We start from the raw sequence: 15851 nt of genomic DNA on the forward strand, positions 1-15851 counted from the left end.
GGCCGCCCGTCGCCCGCCGCCGGGCTCCCCGGCTCTGCCCCGCGCCACGGCGCCTGCGCCCCGCCGGTGCGCCGGACCGCCCGGACCACCAGCCCGACCAGCGTCAGCACCAGCACGCCCGCGACCAGGACGCCCGTCCGGCGCACCGGGTCGCTCTCCCCGTACGGCACCGAGACGAACTGGTAGACCGACGGCGAGTTGAGCGTGAGGTCCTGGTACGTGCCGGTCTGCCGGGCGTAGACCGTCAGCAGCTGCCAGGGGTCGGCGCCGAGCAGCAGGGCGGGGACGTCGAGCACCAGGTAGGCCGCCGGGACGGCGAGCAGGCACCGCCACGGCATCCGCCGGGTCAGGACGGCGACGAGCAGCAGCGGGAACAGGAAGACCGCCTGGAGCTTGAAGGCCAGGGCGATCCCGAACAACGCGCAGGCCCACCAGGGGCGGCCGCGCAGGAGGTGGAGGACGCTGCCGACCAGGAAGGCGGTGAAGATCGCGTCCGCCTGGGCCCACCAGCCGCTGTTGATCACGACCGTGGGCAGGAACAGCACGACCACCGCCGCGGCGAGCGCCCGCCGGGGCCGGTGCGGCGCCCCGAGCGAGACGATGCGGTACGCGCAGGCCGCCAGCGCCAGGTCGAAGAGGATCGAGAGGCACTTGACGCCCGCCAGGGCCGGCACCGGCAGGTAGGTCAGGGCGGCCATCAGGTACAGGTAGGGGACGTTGTAGTCCGAGAAGCGGGCGTTGCCGAGGGCCCGGAACCCGCCCTGCTCCGTGATGTACCGGTACCAGGGGCCGAGGAAGTAGAACCAGTCCGAGGACACGCGGTCCAGCAGCAGGAACCGGACCAGCAGCGCGGACGCCACCGCCGCCACCGCGGTCAGGGCCAGGGCCGTCCGGTCGGCCGCGACTGCGGGCGGGGCGCCCCGGTCCGGCCCGGTGCCCCGGTGGTCGTCGCGGACGTCGTGCCGTGGTGCGGCTGGTTGGCGGTTCATAACCCCAGGACGTCCCACCCGCCGGAAACGGATGACAACGGCCCGGCGCCGCTTCCGCGGACCGCCGGAGCCCCGGGTCGGCCCCCTGCCGCCCCGGCCGGCGCCTCAGCCGGTGGCGACGGCGGTGAACTCGGCGGTGCGGACCAGGTCGCCGTGCTTGAAGTCGAGGCAGAGCCGGTACGGGCCGGAGATCGGGGCGACGGCGTGGAAGGTGATGTCCGGGCCGGGCACGCTGCTGCCGTTGCCGGGCTCGCCGTCGGGGTGGACGTGCAGGTCGGCTCGGGTGAGGTCGCTGTCGGCGGGCAGGGACCGGTGGGCGTGCATGTCGGTGCGCAGGATGTTCGCGAGCGCGAGGGCGTCGCCGGGGTCGGACTTCTTGCCGGAGACGGCGTGCCGGTCGCGGTACCGGGCGGCGGCCATCGGGTTGATCGCGAACACATGGTGTTTGCCGGTCCGAGGAGGCCGACCGGTCGCGGGCAGCAGGTCGACTGCACGGCGGGTCTCGATATCGACGAGGACGGTGGCATGGAGGTGGCCCTTGCGAAGGGCGAACTCGTCGATGCCCAGCACGCGCGGTACCGCGGGCGCCGGATCGGGCAGGCGCGTATCAGCCGCAGGAGCGTGGATCGGCTCACCGGGACCGCGAAGGTCTCGGCCAGGCGGGAGCCGGCCCGGCCTGCCAGAGCCAGAGCGAGCCGTTGCAGTGTGGTCGCCTGCTGGTCGCACTCGGCCAGGGCGGAGCGCATCCTCACGTACCGGCCTTCGGGCCCCGGGGGTTGGCTGTCGAAGAGCTGGGCGAGGTCGTGGAGGGTGTACCGGTCGAACAGACTGCTCGCTTCCCCGGATGCCGGGCACCAGGCCGGCCAACCTGGCATGGAGTCCGTTACAACGCGGTGGGTTCGTGATCACGGACTGGTATGCCGAAGCGCCGTCCGGTCCGTGCCGCCAGGCCGCAAGCCCCGGTCCGTACCGCTGTCGCGACGGAGGTCGTCTGCCTGCTCGGCGTGCTCAATGCGGTGCCTCCTGCCGGTGGTTGACATCGTGTGGTCGGCTCAGTGTGTGATGGCGGCGTCGCTACTGCCACACCCCGAGCCGAAGCAGCCCGGGCGTCGATGTGCCCGGGGCGCCGGTCGGAGAGTGTCGATCCCGACACCGCGGGGAGCGCTGCCGGTTGCCGTGGTGCAGCCGGCACCCGAGACGCAGGGAGGGAGGGGAGGGACGCCGGCAATCCGGGCGCCGGGCTCGTCCCTTTCCAGCAGTCCGTCAACCTTCGCCCTGGCAGGCCTCGGCAGCAGGGGCCCTTCGGATGGGCAGTCCGTGCCCCGTCCGGCGTGTCGCCAGGGCGATGGCAGTGGCGGTGGAAGCGGCCGGGAAATCCGATGGGTGCTCGTTCGGCCGGGACCTATCCTCACACCCATGACGACTCATCACGAGATACTCGACGCCGCGCTCGCCCGGATCACCGCCGGTTACGTGTTCCCCGAACGGACGGCTGCCATCGACGCGGCGATCCGGTGCCGGCTGGCAGAAGGCGCGTACCAGGGCCTGGAAGAACGGGAGTTGTGCGAGCAGGTCACGCTGGACCTCCAGCAGGTCTGCCCCGACAAGCATCTGCGGCTGCTGTGGAGCGAGGAGGCGCAGCCGATGGACGAGGAGCCGCAGGAGGTCGCCCGCGCCCGTTTCGCGCAGTACGCCCGGGAGAGCAACTACGGCGTGCGGCGGGTGGAACAGCTCGACGGCAACATCGGCTACCTCGATCTGCGCATGATCGCCCCGGCCGGGCCTGGGGGTCCCGCGATTGCCGCGGCGATGCAACTGCTCGCTCCCACCGAGGCGTTGGTCATTGACCTGCGGCAGTGCCGGGGCGGTTCACCGGAGGGTGTGCAGCTGTGGTGCAGCTACTTCTTCCCGGACGCGGAGGTGCACCTGAACGACATCTATCAGCGGGCCACCGACTCCATCCGCCAGTACTGGACCCTGGGGGACCTCGCCGCCCCCCGTTACCTGGACCGTCCGGTCGCGGTGCTGACCAGCGACTTCACCTTCTCCGGGGGAGAGGAGCTGACGTACAACCTGAAGGTGCTGGGGCGTGCCACCGTGGTGGGCCAAACCACCCGGGGCGGTGCCCACCCCACGGATCGTATTCCGGTCGCCCCGCACGTCGCCGTGACCGTCCCCGCCGCCCGCTCGATCAACCCGGTCACCGGCACCAACTGGGAGGGCGTCGGCGTCGAGCCCGACCTGCCCGTCGCGGCCGAGGACGCGCTGGAGGCGGCACTGGGACACCTGCGCACTCGGCTCGGCTGAGCGCACCCAGGAGAGAGCCGGCCGGTCAGGCGGGGTTCGGCGGGCGATGAGGGAGCCGTCGCCCGCCACCTCGCCGGGCGGCAGAGCAGGCGGCGGTTCACCGCAGCGGCGCGCGTGGAGGCGTCCGTTCTCCCGGCTGTCACCGGGGCGCGGCTGCGGTCCACGGCGTGCGACGCGCACCACCTGCCGGCCGGGCCTCGGCCCTCTCCTTGACGGGAAGGCTCCGAGGCCATTGCCGGCGCGGTGGGAGGCCGGCACGGCGGCAGCGCGGTGTGGGACCAGGTCGGTCGGACCGATGCAGTTCATCCCCTCGGCCTGGGCCGCCTGGCGCGTGGACGGCACGGGTGACGGCCGGGCGGACCCCGGCAACATCTGGGACGCGACGCCGGCCGCCGGCCGCTGCCTCCGCGCGGGCGGCCGGAACCTGGCCGTCCTGGAGCACTTCGACCGCGCCGTCCTCGGCCCCGACGTCCGGGCCATGGACGCCGCGGCCCCGAGTTGTAGGCGGGCGCACATCGGGAAGGGGTCGGCCTTCGGCATCACCGCCTCCGAGCAGTCGGTGCAACGGCCACTTGCACAAGAGGGCTTATGCGTCCGCGAGAGGCTCACAGATTGAGTAACGATCCTGAGTGATCTTATGGTGCATGTGTGGAACTTCTCCGGCTGTCAAAAGCCGCCGAGCGCCTGGGTGTTCACCCGGTGACGCTTCGTCTGTTGGCGAATTCGGGGAATATCCCGGTGACTTGGGTTGGTCGTGAGCGCCGGTTCTCCTCTGTTGATGTGGAGGCGATGAAGGTCTCCGCGGGTGGCGGTGGCCGGATCCGCCTTGAGGGCCTGTACGTTCGCGTGTCTGGCTCGACCGGTCAGGAGTCCTCTCTGGAGGCGCAGGAGGCCGAACTGCGCGCCACCGCCACCGGCGAGGTCGTGAAGGTGTTCCGGGACCGGGCTTCCGGTCTGCGTGAGGACCGGCCCGGCCTGAACAAGCTCCTCGCTGCGGTTGCCAATGGGGCGGTGACGGTGGTTCGGGTGACACATGAAGATCGGCTGGCCCGGTTCGGTGTCGGCCAGGGCCAGCAGCAGGCGGCCGGCCAGGCGTATGGCAGACGTGGGCAAGGTGGACCCCCAAAGTTTCGGAACACTGTTTCAAAACGACGTTATCAGAGGGGGTAGGCTTCTGGTCGTGGGTAGGCCAAGAACAAACGACGAGGCCGTCAAAGAGCGGCTTGTGGTGTGCGCGACCGAGATGCTCGCCACCCGTCCGCGGGAGTCGGTCACGGTCCGCGCCGTGGCCGCTGCCGCCGAGACGTCGACAACGGCGGTGTACTCCCTGTTCGGTGGCAAGGACGGGTTGATCGGTGCGGTGCGCGATGAAGCCGTCACCAGCCTGTTCAAGGCCGTGACGGCGGTGCCGACCTCCGAGGACCCCCTCGCCGACATCTACGCACTGGCCGTGGCATACCGGCGATGGGGACGCGAACACAACAACCTGTACTCAGTGCTGTTCGGTGGAGTGCAGTCCTTCAAACCGTCAGGAGCGGTCGGTACGAGTGACCCCATTCGGCCGCTCACCGCGGCGATCGACCGGGCCGTGACAGAGTCCGTCCTCGACGGCCCAGCAACGTCGATCGCCCTCTCACTCTGGGTGACCCTGCACGGGCTTGTGACACTTGAACTCGCCGGGGCCTTCGACGCCCCCACAGCACAGGCGGCGTTCCGATCGACGATCCACGCCACGCTGCGCGGATGGACGACTCCGGCGGTATTCCGCAGACTTCGCCAAACCGAACTCGCTCCTTGACAGAGTCAGGGCTGGTATCCGGGTTCTCCCGGTCCTGGCTGGGGCGGCGGTACCCGCCTCCGTGCGCCCCTGTCAGACGACGGAAGGTCCTTCTGCGGCGAGCGTCACAAGGTCCGCTCCGCTCCTCGTCCCTCGCACGCTCGAACCAACACAGCTCGCGCGCCGCTACCCCCCGCTTGTGCGGACCCCGCTGGTTAGGAAGCCGCCGCCGTCCAACGCCAGGATGGCTTTGTAGGCCTGAGGCCCATCACGGTCAAGCTCTGCCGCTCGCACCCGCATGGCAACCACCCGGCCTGCCCCGGCTCGGGGCAGGCCGGGTGGTTGCCATGCGCAGGTGTCAAGCGGGTCACGTCCCTGACAGGCGTGGTGTGTAGGGCCCGGCCCCGTTGGTGAGGGCGAGGGTCGGGCCGGTGGCTTGATCGGTCCGCGCGTCTTGATCGTTTCCGGGCCTGCTGGCTAGGTTGGCTGGCATGGCTGACCCCAGACCCCTCGCCTGGCCACCTGCCCCGATCAAGACCGAGCGGCTCGTACTCCGCGAGTCCGAGGCCCGGGACCGCGCGGCGGTCATCGAGCTGAACGCCTCGCCGGAGGTGAACACCTACCTTGGTGGCCCTCGACCGCGCGCCGAGCTCGAACGCGCGGTGCCCGAGGTGCCCGGGCAGCGCCGTGGCTGGTTCGTGGTCGAGCTCGACGGAGCGATGATCGGCACGGTCCAGCTCAAACCGCACGCCCCCGAGAGTGCGAGTAGTCGCCGTCTGGAGGCTGGGGAGACGGAGCTCGGCTACCTGTTCCTACCGCAGGCGTGGGGCCACGGGTACGCCACCGAGGCGTGTACGGCGGCACTCGACTGGTTTGCCGGCACGCTGCCCGGTGAGCCGGTGGTGCTCTACACCCAGACCGCCAACGCCGGCTCGATGCGCCTCGCGGCGAAGCTGGGGTTCACCGAGCTGGAACGGTTCGAGGCGTGGGGCGCCGAGCAGTGGTTCGGCGTGTGGTCTTCGCTCACGCCGTCCGATTGATCCGCTCCGCGGTCGACGACCGCGCAGGTTTTTCCGACCGCCGGTCAGGCGCCCTGCTTGGCGTGTTCGGCGGCGATGGCTTGGTAGCGGTAGGACTCGGTGCCGGTCCTCCTCCTGGCCTGCGCCTCTCAGACCCCGATTCCGATGAGGAGAGTGCTGTGGTGGGCCGACCAATTCGGCCTGGTGGAGCACTCCGTCGAGTCCGCCGACAGCTGCGGCCGAGTCCGCCCCGAATTGTCCGGAGCCCGGTGGGCGGGGGAGACCGGACAGGGCGGCTCCCTGCACACTCCCGGCATGTGGGACCACTACCGGCCGGCCGGCGATCTGACGGTAGCGATCGAGAAGCCCGTCGGTGGGGGCGGGCCGCAAGTCCGCCGTTCCTGTCGGGGAGGGGCCCTCGCCCCCGATGTCGTCCGAGTCGGCCCCGTCGCCGTTCGCCTCCTCCTCCACCGCGTCTCCGCCATCCGCATGCAACCACCTGCAGGTGGTTGCGGCGATGACCGGCGCGAGGGAGTAGGAGGCGATGTCGATCTGAGACGTCGCTTCCAGGACCGGAACCACGGACGGGGAGAGTCGTACGACGGCATCGCCGCCGCTACAGCTGAGTGCTTCGGCCAGTTCCGGCGCCCGGGCGCCGGCCCAGGCGCCGCCGACTCTGCACACCGGCCCCTTGTCCGCCGTCTGACCGAACCCCTTGTCCTGCCCCTTGACCAGCACGTTGTCCCGCCCGGATTTCCCCGGTGAAGGCCCTTGTCCTCCCGATATGTCCGTGGTAGGGAGACGGGGCGGCGAAGAGCGCTCCGCCACCCTGGTCCATGGATCTGCGGGACCCCGGGCCCGCGGGGTACGGGCCGGTCACCGGATACGCGCAAGGACCGGCGCGAACGGGATCCCGGCGTCGATCGCGCGCTGCAGCATCCAGCGGAAGTGCTCGTTCTTCGTCGCGACGGTACTTCGCCCCCGATGCCGGCGCCTGGGCGCGGCACGAAGGCCGCACCCGGGGCGAACCGGCGTCCCGGTCGACGAGCGCTGCCGGTCTCAGCCCTGGAGGAACTCCAGGAGGTCCTGGTTGAACCTCTCCTTCTCACCGGGGACGAGGGCGATGCCGTGGGAGCCGCCCTCGTAGACCTTGAGCACGGCGTTCGGGATGAGCTGCGCGGCCTTGCGGCCGGTGGTGTCGATCGGCACGATCTGGTCGTCGTCGCCGTGGACGACGAGGGTGGGGATGTCGAACTTCTTCAGGTCCTCGGTGAAGTCCGTTTCGGCGAAGGCGGTCACGCAGTCCACGCCGGCCTTGATGCTCTGGTGCATGGCCATCAGCCAGTAGGCGTCACGGTTGCCCTGCGTGACCTGGCTGCCCGGGCGGTTGGCGCCGAAGAACGCCGGTGCGAGGTCCTTCCAGAACTGCGAGCGTTCCTTGAGGACGCCCGCCCTGATGCCCTCGAACACCTCGGCGGGCACGCCGTCGGGGTTGCTGTCCGTCCTGATCATCAGCGGCGGGATCGCCGAGAGCAGGACGGCTCTGCTGATCCGGGCGGTGCCGTGGCGTCCGATGTAGCGGGCGAGCTCGCCGCCGCCCATGGAGTGGGCGACCAGGGTCGCGTCCCGCAGGTCGAGCGCGGTGAACAGGTCGTTCAGATCGTCGGCGAAGGTGTCGAAGTCGTAGCCGTCCCAGGGCTGGCCGGAGCGGCCGTGGCCCCGGCGGTCGTGGGCGATGCCGCGAAAGCCGTGGTCCGCGACCAGCTTCATCTGGTCCTCCCAGGCGTCCGCGTTCAGCGGCCAGCCGTGGATGAAGACGACCGGTCGTCCGGCGCCCCAGTCCTTGTAGAAGATCTCGACACCGTCACGCGTGGTCACAGTAGGCATGGCGTTCTTTCTTGTCGGGTCCACCGGCCGCCCGGGTCCGCTCGGTCTGTCGCACGGAGCGAGGAGAGCCGTAGGACGGGCGACGGTCCGGCGCTCCCCAGAGCCAATCCTGCGAGCGCGGACCGGGCCCGCAAGCCGGACTACGCGGCTGCTCCTGTCCGTCACCCGATCGGCGCCGGCCGCACCGGGGAGGCCTTCACCGGTCCGGGCAGCGGCTGATCAGTCGATCAGCACCCGCAAGGCCTACACCGTGCTCCAGCTCGACGCGCCGACCGCCGACCTGGTCGACCTCGCCAAGTCCGACGGGCCGTTCCACTCCCTGCCCACTGCGCTGGACCGTCCGCTGCTGTTCATCGTCGGAGGCGTCCCCGTACGCGGCGACGGCCGGCTGGTCGCCGCCCTCGGCATCGGCGGCGGCGCCCCCGAGCAGGACCACGCCTTCGCCACCGCCGCGCCGGACGAACTTGCCCGCTGACCCGCACCCCGCAGGAAACGGCACCGGACCTGCGTCGCCTGCGGCCGCCCGGCACCGAAGTGTGCCGGGTGCCCCGGTGCCGGGCGGTCCCGGCAGCGGGACGTTGGCGGTCTCAGCGGCAGAGCGCCGCTTCCACGAGGCCCTCGACGTGCGTCATGGCGGTCGGGTCGGACGGCTGCGTCGTCACCGCGATGTCCGCCGCAGCGCTGCCGTCCTCCGTGACGCCGCCCCGGGTCTCGTAGCCCGGGAAACTGCCGCCGTGGCCCCAGTAGCGGCCCCCGCCGCAGGGCAGGGGCCTGCTCACGAGCCCGAGCCCGTAAGCGGCGCTGGGGCCGAGGTTCTCGGCGGGGACGGTCTTCTTCATCTCGGCGAGCTGGGCGGGCCGGAGCAGGTCGCCGTGGAGGAGTTCGGAGAAGAACTGGTTGAGGTCGGAGTTGGTGGAGATCATCTGACCGGCCGCCCAGCCGAAGGACGGGTCCGTTTCCGTGACGTCGCGCAGCGGCGCGTCCGGGGTGTCCCGGTAGTAGCCCTTGGGGTGCGGCTCGCGGATGGTCGTGTCACCAGGGGCGGGGAAGTAGGTGTGGCGCAGGCCGATGTGCTTGATGATGCGGCGGTCGATCTCCGCCGCGATCGGGCGGCCGGAGACCCGTTGGATGATCAGGCCGGCCACGATGTAGTTCGTGTTGCTGTACTTGAACCGGTCGCCCGGGGCGAAGTCGGCCTTGAACCGCAGCGCGGTGTCGAGGAGTTCGCGCGGCTCGTAGTAGCGGGGCGGGACATCGCCCTTGAGGTAGTCCGGGAGCCCGCTGGTGTGCTGGAGGACCTGACGGACGGTGATGTTCCGCCTGTCGATGCCGTTCCCGCGGACGAGGCCCGGCAGGTAGGTCTCGACGGGCGCGTCGAGGCCCAGCCGCAGTGACCGGTGACCGACCAGCCCGAACAGCAGCAGGCACCGGCGCCATTGCACGTTTACTCCGACGCCGCCGAACAGGCGCCTGAGCTACTCCTCCAAGAGTGACGCCGCGATCAAGGCGATCGAGGAGCTTGCCGGGGAGTACCGATTGGTCCTGTGGGATCCGCAGTCCCACGACGCCTACCCGCCCAGCGCCTGAGCCTCTGGGGGGCACCGTCACCGGCTAACTTCCCTTCTCGGAAGGGTTCTTGGGGCGCTTGTTCGGCCGGCAGCTGGGGCCGTTCATGATCACCTGGCGGCTGGTGTTGATCAGCCGGTCCAGCAGTGACTCGGCGGCGACAGGGCTGGGGAAGAGCGGATACCAGTCGCTGGGCGCCCGGTTGCTGGTGATGAGCAGAGAACGGCCCTGGCGTTCGCTGACCAGCTCGTAGAGGTCGTCGGCCTGGGCCGCGCTCAGCTGGCGCATCGCGAAGTCGTCCAGGATCAGGACGTCGGGGCGGATCAGCTCGCGCATCCGCTTGTCCCAGGTGCGGTCCGCATGGCCGCCGGCCAGCTCGGCCAGGACGCGGCTGGTCTTGGCGAAGCGGACGTTGGCTCCCAGACGGATGGCGAGGTGCCCGAGGGCCCGGGCGACGTGGGTCTTGCCCACCCCGGTCGTTGTCAACGGTTCGCGTTCGGATTCCGCATACTTCCGCTGGTTGAGACGTTCATGAGATCGATGCGACGTGACTTCGATGTCGGTGGGTCACCGTATGTTGGCCCGATGGATCGGAATGTGGTCGACGAGCGTGCCGTCGAGGCGGCGGTCATCGATGCCCGGCGGGCGGTGGCCGAGTTTGACGGGGCCCGCCAGTGGCTGGCCGCTGCCAGGCAAGGGCCGATGGAGCCTCTTGGAGCCGAGGTCTGGGTGTTCGATGAGGACCTTGCTCGGGTGGTGTTGGTGAAGCACCAGTGGCGGGGGTGGGTTCCGCCCGGCGGGAAGGTCGAGGCCGGGGAGACGCCGCGCGAGGGCGCGATCCGGGAGCTCTTCGAAGAGACGGGCCTTCGGGCGGAACTGCTGCCCGAGCCGGCAGCCGTTGCGGTTCGCTCCTATCACCCCGACCTTCCCGTCACTCTCGGGTTGTCGTATGCCGCGGTCCATGATGCAGCAACCCCATTGGTCGCAGAGGCCGGACAGCCGGTGGCATGGATGCGTCTGGACGAGGGCTGGGAAAGCTGCTTTCCCGACGATCTCTCCCGCATCCGTCAGCACGCGGCATGGATGGCTGATCGGGTCGGCATTCACTGAGCGACTGCTGTGACTCCGCCGCGGCGGGCGCGTTCGCGTCGGAGGTCGAGGTTCTCGCCGTGGGCTTGCTCAAGTGTGTCCCGCAGGGCCTGTACATCTTCTCGGTGCTACTTCGTCAAGCTTCGTCAAGCGGGTGATCTGGCCGGTCAGTGCGCGAACGAGCTTGCTCTGTTCGTCCGCCGGAGGTGGCGGTGCGGGAGCGGAGCGGGCTTGGGCCCGGAGTCGTTCGATGCGTCCTCGCAGGTCTGGGTGGTTGTAGAGGAAGGCGTGGGAGACGGCGGCCTCGCGCTGGACAGCCTGGAAGGTGATCGGCTCACCGCGTTTGACCAGGATGCGGATCGCCTTCTCTGCTGCGGCAGTCCTGGCCGGGGACTCGGCCTTCGCTGCGGTGGCAAGTTTCCGGGCGCGCTTGGCGCGGGCGTCGTCGGTCATGGCCGGGTCCTTCGGTGACGGTTCAGGTCGAGGGTGAGCGGGACGGGGCCGGTGGGGGCGGCGCCGCAGCCGGCGCCCTGGACGGCGCGTCCGGGCTTGGCGCGGAGGGTGTCCAGCAACTTGGTGAGGGCCGCGTGCTCGGCCCGCCGCTGGAGGAGTCAGACGTTGTCTTCGGGCATCGGATGTCCGTGCCGCCACCGTCGCCGTCACCGCGAACGTCGCGCCCGCGCCGAAGGGCGTCGAGCACTTCGAGGCCGTGCTCGACACGGCGCTCTGCGCCCGGCGACGGCCGCTTCCGCTGCTCTCTAGAGCACCCCTCCTCCGGCCCGGTCGCCGTTCCCCGTACGGGCGGTGACCAGGCCGGATTCGTAGGCCGCGATGACCGCCTGGGCGCGGTCCCGGACCTCGAGCTTGCCGAAGATGCTGGTGATGTAGTTCTTCACGGTCGACACGCTGATGTCCAGGGCCAGCGAGATGGCCGTGTTGTCGAGGCCGGTGGCGATCAGCCGCCACACCTCGACCTCCCGGGGTGTGAGCTCGCCCGTTCCGACGGCGGCCGGCGGCGGGGAGGCGGCCGCCGGGGTCCGGACGTAGGCGGAGATCAGCCGGGTGAGCAGGCGCGGAGCGACCACCGCCTCCCCGGCGTGCACCGTCCGGATCGCCGCGCCCAGGTCCTCCGGGGAGACGTCCTTGGGCAGGAACCCGTGGGCACCGGCGCGCAGCGCGGCCACCACGTACTCGTCCATGTCGAAGGTGCTGAGGGCGAGCACGCGGCAGCCGGGCAGGACGCGGGCCAGCTCCTCCGTCGCGCCGACGCCGTCCAGGACGGGCATCCGGATGTCCATCACCACGACGTCGGGGTGCAGCCGCAGGGCGGCGGCCACGGCCCGCTCCCCGTCCTCGGCCTCGCCGACCACCGCGAGGGTGGGGTCGGGGGAGAGGATCAGCGACAGGCCGCGGCGGACCAGCGGCTGGTCGTCCACGATGAGCACCTTGATCGCCGGGGCGGGCCCGGCGCCGCCTGCCGGCACGGGCCCGGCGCCGCTCGCCGTGCCGGTCACCGGAGGGCCCCGCCGTGCTGGAGGGCGGCCTCGGCCGATTCGGTGGGGGACAGCGGCAGTTCGGCCACCACGGCGAAGCCGCCGCCCGGCTGGGGACCGGTCTCCAGGGTGCCGCCGTGCAGGGCGACGCGTTCGCGCATGCCGATCAGGCCGTACCCCGCCGGGCCTGCGCCCGGGGCGCCCTCCGGTACGGGGACGCCGCCGCCGTCGTCCCGCACTTCGACGGTGACCCGGTCGGGGTGGTACGCCAGGCGGACGGACGCCCGGGCCGGGCCGGCGTACTTGCGGGCGTTGGTGAGGGCTTCCTGGACGATCCGGAAGACGGTCAGGCCGACGGTCGGCGGTAGCGGGCGCCGGGGCCCGTCGACGGTGTACGCGGTCGGCAGCCCGGCCAGGCAGGACTCGTCCACCAGCCGGTCGACCTCCTCCGCCGAGGGCTGGGGCAGCGGCGGGGCGGCGTCAGGCTCGTCACCGGCGCGCAGGACGTTCAGCAACTGGCGCATCTCGCGCAGGGCCAGCCGTCCCGAGGACTCCAGGGTCACCAGCGCGTCCCGGACCACCTCAGGGTTGCCGAGGTTGGCACGGGCGCCGCCGGCCATCAGCTGCATGGTGGTGATGTGGTGGGCCACGATGTCGTGCAGTTCCCTCGCGATGCGGCGGCGCTCCTCGGCGACCGCGCGGTCGGCCAGCAGCCGGCGGTTGGCGGCCACCTCCCGCTGCCAGCGGGAGACCGCCAGGCCGGTGCCGCCCACCAGGGCGGCGGACAGGGGCGCGGCGAGGACCCCCTCCCAGGTCAGGTTGTGGAAGTGGCCCTGGCCGAGCGGAGTCACCACCGCCGTCGCCGCGACGGCGGCCGCGGTCACCGGGAGGGTGCAGGTGCGGCCGACGGCGAACAGGGCCACGGTCAGTACGGCGCCGAAGTGGGTGCCGAGCGGGGTGCTGGAGAGGTCGATGGCCGTCTGGAGGAGCAGGACGGCGGCGAGCGCGGGCAGCGGGCGGCTGCGCCGGGCGAGCAGCGGCAGGCCCGACAGGACGACCAGGGCGAAGACCGGCACGGTGATGCCCCGGCCGCCGGCCACCTGGCCGAGGAGCAGGTGCCCGAGCAGGTCGAGCGTGCCGGCGCAGACGGCCACCAGGGCGTCGGCCTGGGTCCACGGCAGCCCGTCCGTCCACCGTCCCGGCAGTCCGTCCGTCCGCGGTCCCGGCAGTCCGCCGGGGTCGTTCCCCGTACGCCCCCTCGGCGGCCCGTCCGTGTCCACGGCCGCCCCGGAGCGCTGACGCCCGTCCATCTGGTCCTCCTGGTTGATCACTGACGCAGCCATTCTGGCACCGGCCCGGCGGCCCGGACGTGGTCCCCTCGGCCGACGCCGGGAGGACGGACCAGGACCACGGTCCCGGTCCCGCCCCGGGCGGAGGACCTCAGGCCCCGGCGCGGATCGTCCGCTGCCAGGACGCCCGGCACCCCCTCGTCCTGATGGTCTGGGGGTACGCCGGGAACCCCCGGCGCCGACACCGACGTTCGCGTCCATCAGCCGGAGGAATCGTGATCCGCGCACTGACCGGGTTCTCCACCAGACACGCATGGAAGGTCATCGCCGTCTGGGCGGTACTGGGCATGGGGCTGGCCGTTCTGGCACCGATGCTGATGGCCCGGGTGACCGGGTCCCAGAGCGGGGACTTCCTGCCGCGCAGCTACGACTCGGCGGCCGCGCTGCGGATCGCCGAGGAGAACTTCGGCGTGAACCCGGACGCCACCACGGTCACGGTGCTGGTCGCCCGGACCGACGGCTCGCCGCTGACCGTCGCCGACCAGCAGCAGGTCGAGGCCGAGGCGGCGAAGCTCGCCAAGCGCCGGGTCGTCATGCCGAGGAAGGAGGAGGAGCCGGAGCTCCTGGTGCCCGACCGCTCCCAGACGCCCCGGATCGCGCCCGCCGCGGTGGCGCCCGACCGGACCTTCGAACTGCTCGCGGTCGAGCTGACCGGCAACGCGATGGAGGAGGGGGTGCGGGGCGTCTACAAGGCCTTCCGGGACGACGCCCGCGCGCGGTTCGCCGACCTCGGGATGCGCACCGGGTTCACCGGGGGCCTGGCCCAGGCCTCCGACAGCGCCGACGCCAACCGGACCGCCGCCCTGGTCGGCAGCTCCCTCGTCACGGTGCTGATCGTGCTGCTCAACGTGCTGGTGTTCCGCAGCGTGCTCGCGGCCGTGCTGCCGCTGCTCGCGGTCGCCGTGATCGGCGGCGTGGCCGGCGGGGCCGTGGCCGGCGCCGCGGCGCTCACCGGACTGAAGCTGGACGCTTCCACCCCGAGCCTGATCTCCGTGGTCTTGCTCGGCATCGGCGTCGACTACCTGCTGTTCCTGCTCTTCCGGTTCCGCGAGCACCTGCGGGCACGGCCCGACCAGCCCGCCCGGGAGGCCGCCGCCGAGGTGTCGGCCCGGGTGGGCACCGCGATCACCTCCGCCGCGCTGACCATCGTCGCGGCCTTCGCCACCCTGGGCGTGGCGACCTTCGGCCAGTTCCGGTCGCTCGGCCCGGCGATCGCCGTCGCGGTGCTGGTCATGCTGCTGGGCAGCCTCACCCTGATGCCCGCCCTGCTGGCCGCCTGCGGCCGCCGGATGTTCTGGCCCTCGCGCGGTCTGCAGCGGGTTCCGCGGGACGGCGTCGCCGGCCGCTTCGGCGGCCTCGTCGCCCGCCGGCCGCTGGCGCTGCTGGCGGCCTCCGTCGCCCTGCTCGGTGCACTGGCCGCCGGTGCGGTCGGGGTCCGGATGGACTACAGCCTGGCGGACGGCACCACGACGGCGGCCACGGCCACCGCCGCCGAGATCTCCCGCGCCCTGCCGGCCGGCGTGTCCGACCCGACGAGCGTCTACCTCGTCGCCGCAGACGGCGGCACCCTCGACGCCGGCCGGTTCGACGGCCTCTCCCGCGCCCTGACGGGGGTCGAGGGGGTCGGCCAGGTGGGCCGGACCGTCCTCAGCGAGGACCGCCGCGCCGCCCGGATCGACCTCTACCTGAACGCCGACCCGCAGAGTCAGCGGGCCCGCGACCTGGCCTCCGGACCGGTCCGTGCCGCGGTCGCCGCGCACACCCCGGCCGGGACGAGCGCCCACGTCGGCGGCACGGCGGCGGTCTTCGCCGACATCTCCACCGCCGTCGACCACGACCTGCGGGTGGTCTTCCCGGTCGCGGCCGCCCTGATCGCCCTGATCCTGCTGCTGCTCCTGCGCAGCCTGCTCGCCCCGGTGGTCCTGATGCTCGCCGTCGGCCTCGGCTTCGCCGCCACCCTCGGTGCCGCCGCGCTGCTGTTCCAGCACGGCCTGGGCAAGCCCGGCGTCGCCTTCACGCTCCCGCTGGTGCTGTTCCTGTTCGTCGTGGCCCTGGGCACCGACTACAACATCCTCATCACCGACCGGATCCGCGAGGAGATGCACCGACCGGGCCCTCCCCGCGCCGCCGTGGCCCGCGCCGTCCGGCACACCGCGCCCGCCGTCGCCACGGCCGGCATCGTCCTGGCCGGCTCGTTCGCCACCCTGGCCACCACCCCGGGCAGCGAGCAGATCGCCTTCTCGCTGACCCTCGGCATCCTGCTCTCCGCCCTGGTCCTCTCCCTGGCGGTGGTTCCGGCCCTGGCCGCTCTCCTCGGCCGCTCCCTGTGGTGGCCGGCACGGCCGGCCCCGGCCCCGACGGCGGATGCCGCCCCG

General features: G+C 71.9%; 16 protein-coding genes and 1 pseudogene. 8 read left to right on the forward strand and 9 right to left on the reverse strand.

Translation table 11 applies throughout. The annotated features are described in order from the left end of the window. Positions 1-989 (reverse strand): glycosyltransferase 87 family protein (locus tag KS423_RS18780; protein WP_224280706.1); only part of this gene is annotated, 989 nt, incomplete at its 3' end. Positions 990-1265: 276 nt separating this feature from the next. After that, positions 1266-1616, reverse strand: a pseudogene (locus KS423_RS48515) (transposase); the annotation flags it as partial. Positions 1617-2405: 789 nt separating this feature from the next. Between KS423_RS48515 and KS423_RS18790 the strand changes: the two are divergent. The 5 genes from KS423_RS18790 to KS423_RS18810 all read left to right on the forward strand — a co-directional run bounded on the left by KS423_RS18790 (position 2406) and on the right by KS423_RS18810 (position 6113). Further along, positions 2406-3296 carry a S41 family peptidase gene (locus tag KS423_RS18790; protein ID WP_224280707.1) on the forward strand — a complete coding sequence of 297 codons (891 nt, stop codon included), beginning with the start codon at positions 2406-2408 and terminating at the stop codon, positions 3294-3296. Between the two features lie 295 nt (positions 3297-3591). Beyond that, positions 3592-3912 carry a hypothetical protein gene (locus tag KS423_RS18795; RefSeq protein WP_224280708.1) on the forward strand — a complete coding sequence of 107 codons (321 nt, stop codon included), beginning with the start codon at positions 3592-3594 and terminating at the stop codon, positions 3910-3912. A gap of 32 nt (positions 3913-3944) precedes the next feature. Next, positions 3945-4466: a recombinase family protein gene (locus KS423_RS18800; protein WP_224280709.1), complete on the forward strand. Its 522-nt coding sequence runs from the start codon at positions 3945-3947 to the stop codon at positions 4464-4466. 10 nt (positions 4467-4476) lie between these two features. Then, entirely contained in the window at positions 4477-5094 is a 618-nt protein-coding gene (locus tag KS423_RS18805) for a TetR/AcrR family transcriptional regulator (protein ID WP_224280710.1), read from the forward strand. A 470-nt stretch (positions 5095-5564) separates the two neighbouring features. Then, a complete protein-coding gene (locus tag KS423_RS18810) occupies positions 5565-6113 on the forward strand; it encodes a GNAT family N-acetyltransferase (protein ID WP_224280711.1) in 549 nt (182 codons plus the stop codon). A gap of 1038 nt (positions 6114-7151) precedes the next feature. On the opposite strand, the gene KS423_RS18815 is transcribed toward KS423_RS18810, so the two are convergent. Continuing rightward, on the reverse strand, positions 7152-7979 hold the full coding sequence (locus KS423_RS18815; RefSeq protein ID WP_224280712.1) for an alpha/beta fold hydrolase: 828 nt from the start codon (positions 7977-7979) through the stop codon (positions 7152-7154). Positions 7980-8085: 106 nt separating this feature from the next. Here KS423_RS18815 and KS423_RS18820 point away from each other — a divergent pair, with 106 nt between their 5' ends. After that, a complete protein-coding gene (locus KS423_RS18820; RefSeq protein ID WP_374119978.1) occupies positions 8086-8454 on the forward strand; it encodes a heme-binding protein in 369 nt (122 codons plus the stop codon). Positions 8455-8566: 112 nt separating this feature from the next. On the opposite strand, the gene KS423_RS18825 is transcribed toward KS423_RS18820, so the two are convergent. Both KS423_RS18825 and KS423_RS18830 read right to left on the reverse strand, forming a co-directional pair. Continuing rightward, positions 8567-9421 carry a serine hydrolase domain-containing protein gene (locus tag KS423_RS18825; RefSeq protein WP_308020213.1) on the reverse strand — a complete coding sequence of 285 codons (855 nt, stop codon included), beginning with the start codon at positions 9419-9421 and terminating at the stop codon, positions 8567-8569. A 169-nt stretch (positions 9422-9590) separates the two neighbouring features. Next, complete coding sequence (locus KS423_RS18830; RefSeq protein ID WP_308020214.1) at positions 9591-10016, reverse strand: ATP-binding protein; 426 nt, start codon at positions 10014-10016, stop codon at positions 9591-9593. Positions 10017-10142: 126 nt separating this feature from the next. Between KS423_RS18830 and KS423_RS18835 the strand changes: the two genes are divergently transcribed. Next, the gene (locus tag KS423_RS18835) at positions 10143-10655 is read left to right on the forward strand and encodes an NUDIX domain-containing protein (protein WP_224280713.1); all 513 of its coding nucleotides are present in this window, start codon (positions 10143-10145) and stop codon (positions 10653-10655) included. 69 nt (positions 10656-10724) lie between these two features. Here the strand turns inward: KS423_RS18835 and KS423_RS18840 are convergent, their stop codons facing one another. From KS423_RS18840 to KS423_RS18850, 4 genes are all read right to left on the reverse strand, one after another. Continuing rightward, complete coding sequence (locus tag KS423_RS18840; protein ID WP_224280714.1) at positions 10725-11087, reverse strand: DUF6262 family protein; 363 nt, start codon at positions 11085-11087, stop codon at positions 10725-10727. Continuing rightward, positions 11084-11206, reverse strand: a complete 123-nt coding sequence (locus KS423_RS47400; RefSeq protein ID WP_263454995.1) for a hypothetical protein — start codon at positions 11204-11206, stop codon at positions 11084-11086. Before KS423_RS47400 ends, KS423_RS18840 begins: the two co-directional genes overlap by 4 nt. Positions 11207-11392: 186 nt before the next feature. Further along, positions 11393-12079: a response regulator gene (locus KS423_RS18845; protein WP_374119979.1), complete on the reverse strand. Its 687-nt coding sequence runs from the start codon at positions 12077-12079 to the stop codon at positions 11393-11395. A 65-nt stretch (positions 12080-12144) separates the two neighbouring features. After that, positions 12145-13470 carry a sensor histidine kinase gene (locus KS423_RS18850; RefSeq protein WP_224280715.1) on the reverse strand — a complete coding sequence of 442 codons (1326 nt, stop codon included), beginning with the start codon at positions 13468-13470 and terminating at the stop codon, positions 12145-12147. Positions 13471-13691: 221 nt separating this feature from the next. Between KS423_RS18850 and KS423_RS18855 the strand changes: the two genes are divergently transcribed. Further along, a partial coding sequence (locus KS423_RS18855) for an MMPL family transporter (RefSeq protein ID WP_224280716.1) occupies positions 13692-15851 on the forward strand: 2160 nt, incomplete at its 3' end.

Origin of the sequence: Streptomyces sp. LS1784 (genome assembly GCF_020103755.1) — a bacterium.
Lineage (GTDB): Bacteria > Actinomycetota > Actinomycetes > Streptomycetales > Streptomycetaceae > Kitasatospora.

What these genes read in the sequence shown, in the direction of transcription:
- KS423_RS18790 (WP_224280707.1), top strand. Translation starts at nt 2,406, where the DNA reads ATGACGACTCATCACGAGATACTCGACGCCGCGCTCGCCCGGATCACC.
- KS423_RS18795 (WP_224280708.1), top strand. Translation starts at nt 3,592, where the DNA reads ATGCAGTTCATCCCCTCGGCCTGGGCCGCCTGGCGCGTGGACGGCACG.
- KS423_RS18810 (WP_224280711.1), top strand. Translation starts at nt 5,565, where the DNA reads ATGGCTGACCCCAGACCCCTCGCCTGGCCACCTGCCCCGATCAAGACC.
- KS423_RS18815 (WP_224280712.1), bottom strand. Translation starts at nt 7,979, where the DNA reads ATGCCTACTGTGACCACGCGTGACGGTGTCGAGATCTTCTACAAGGAC.
- KS423_RS18840 (WP_224280714.1), bottom strand. Translation starts at nt 11,087, where the DNA reads ATGACCGACGACGCCCGCGCCAAGCGCGCCCGGAAACTTGCCACCGCA.
- KS423_RS18850 (WP_224280715.1), bottom strand. Translation starts at nt 13,470, where the DNA reads ATGGCTGCGTCAGTGATCAACCAGGAGGACCAGATGGACGGGCGTCAG.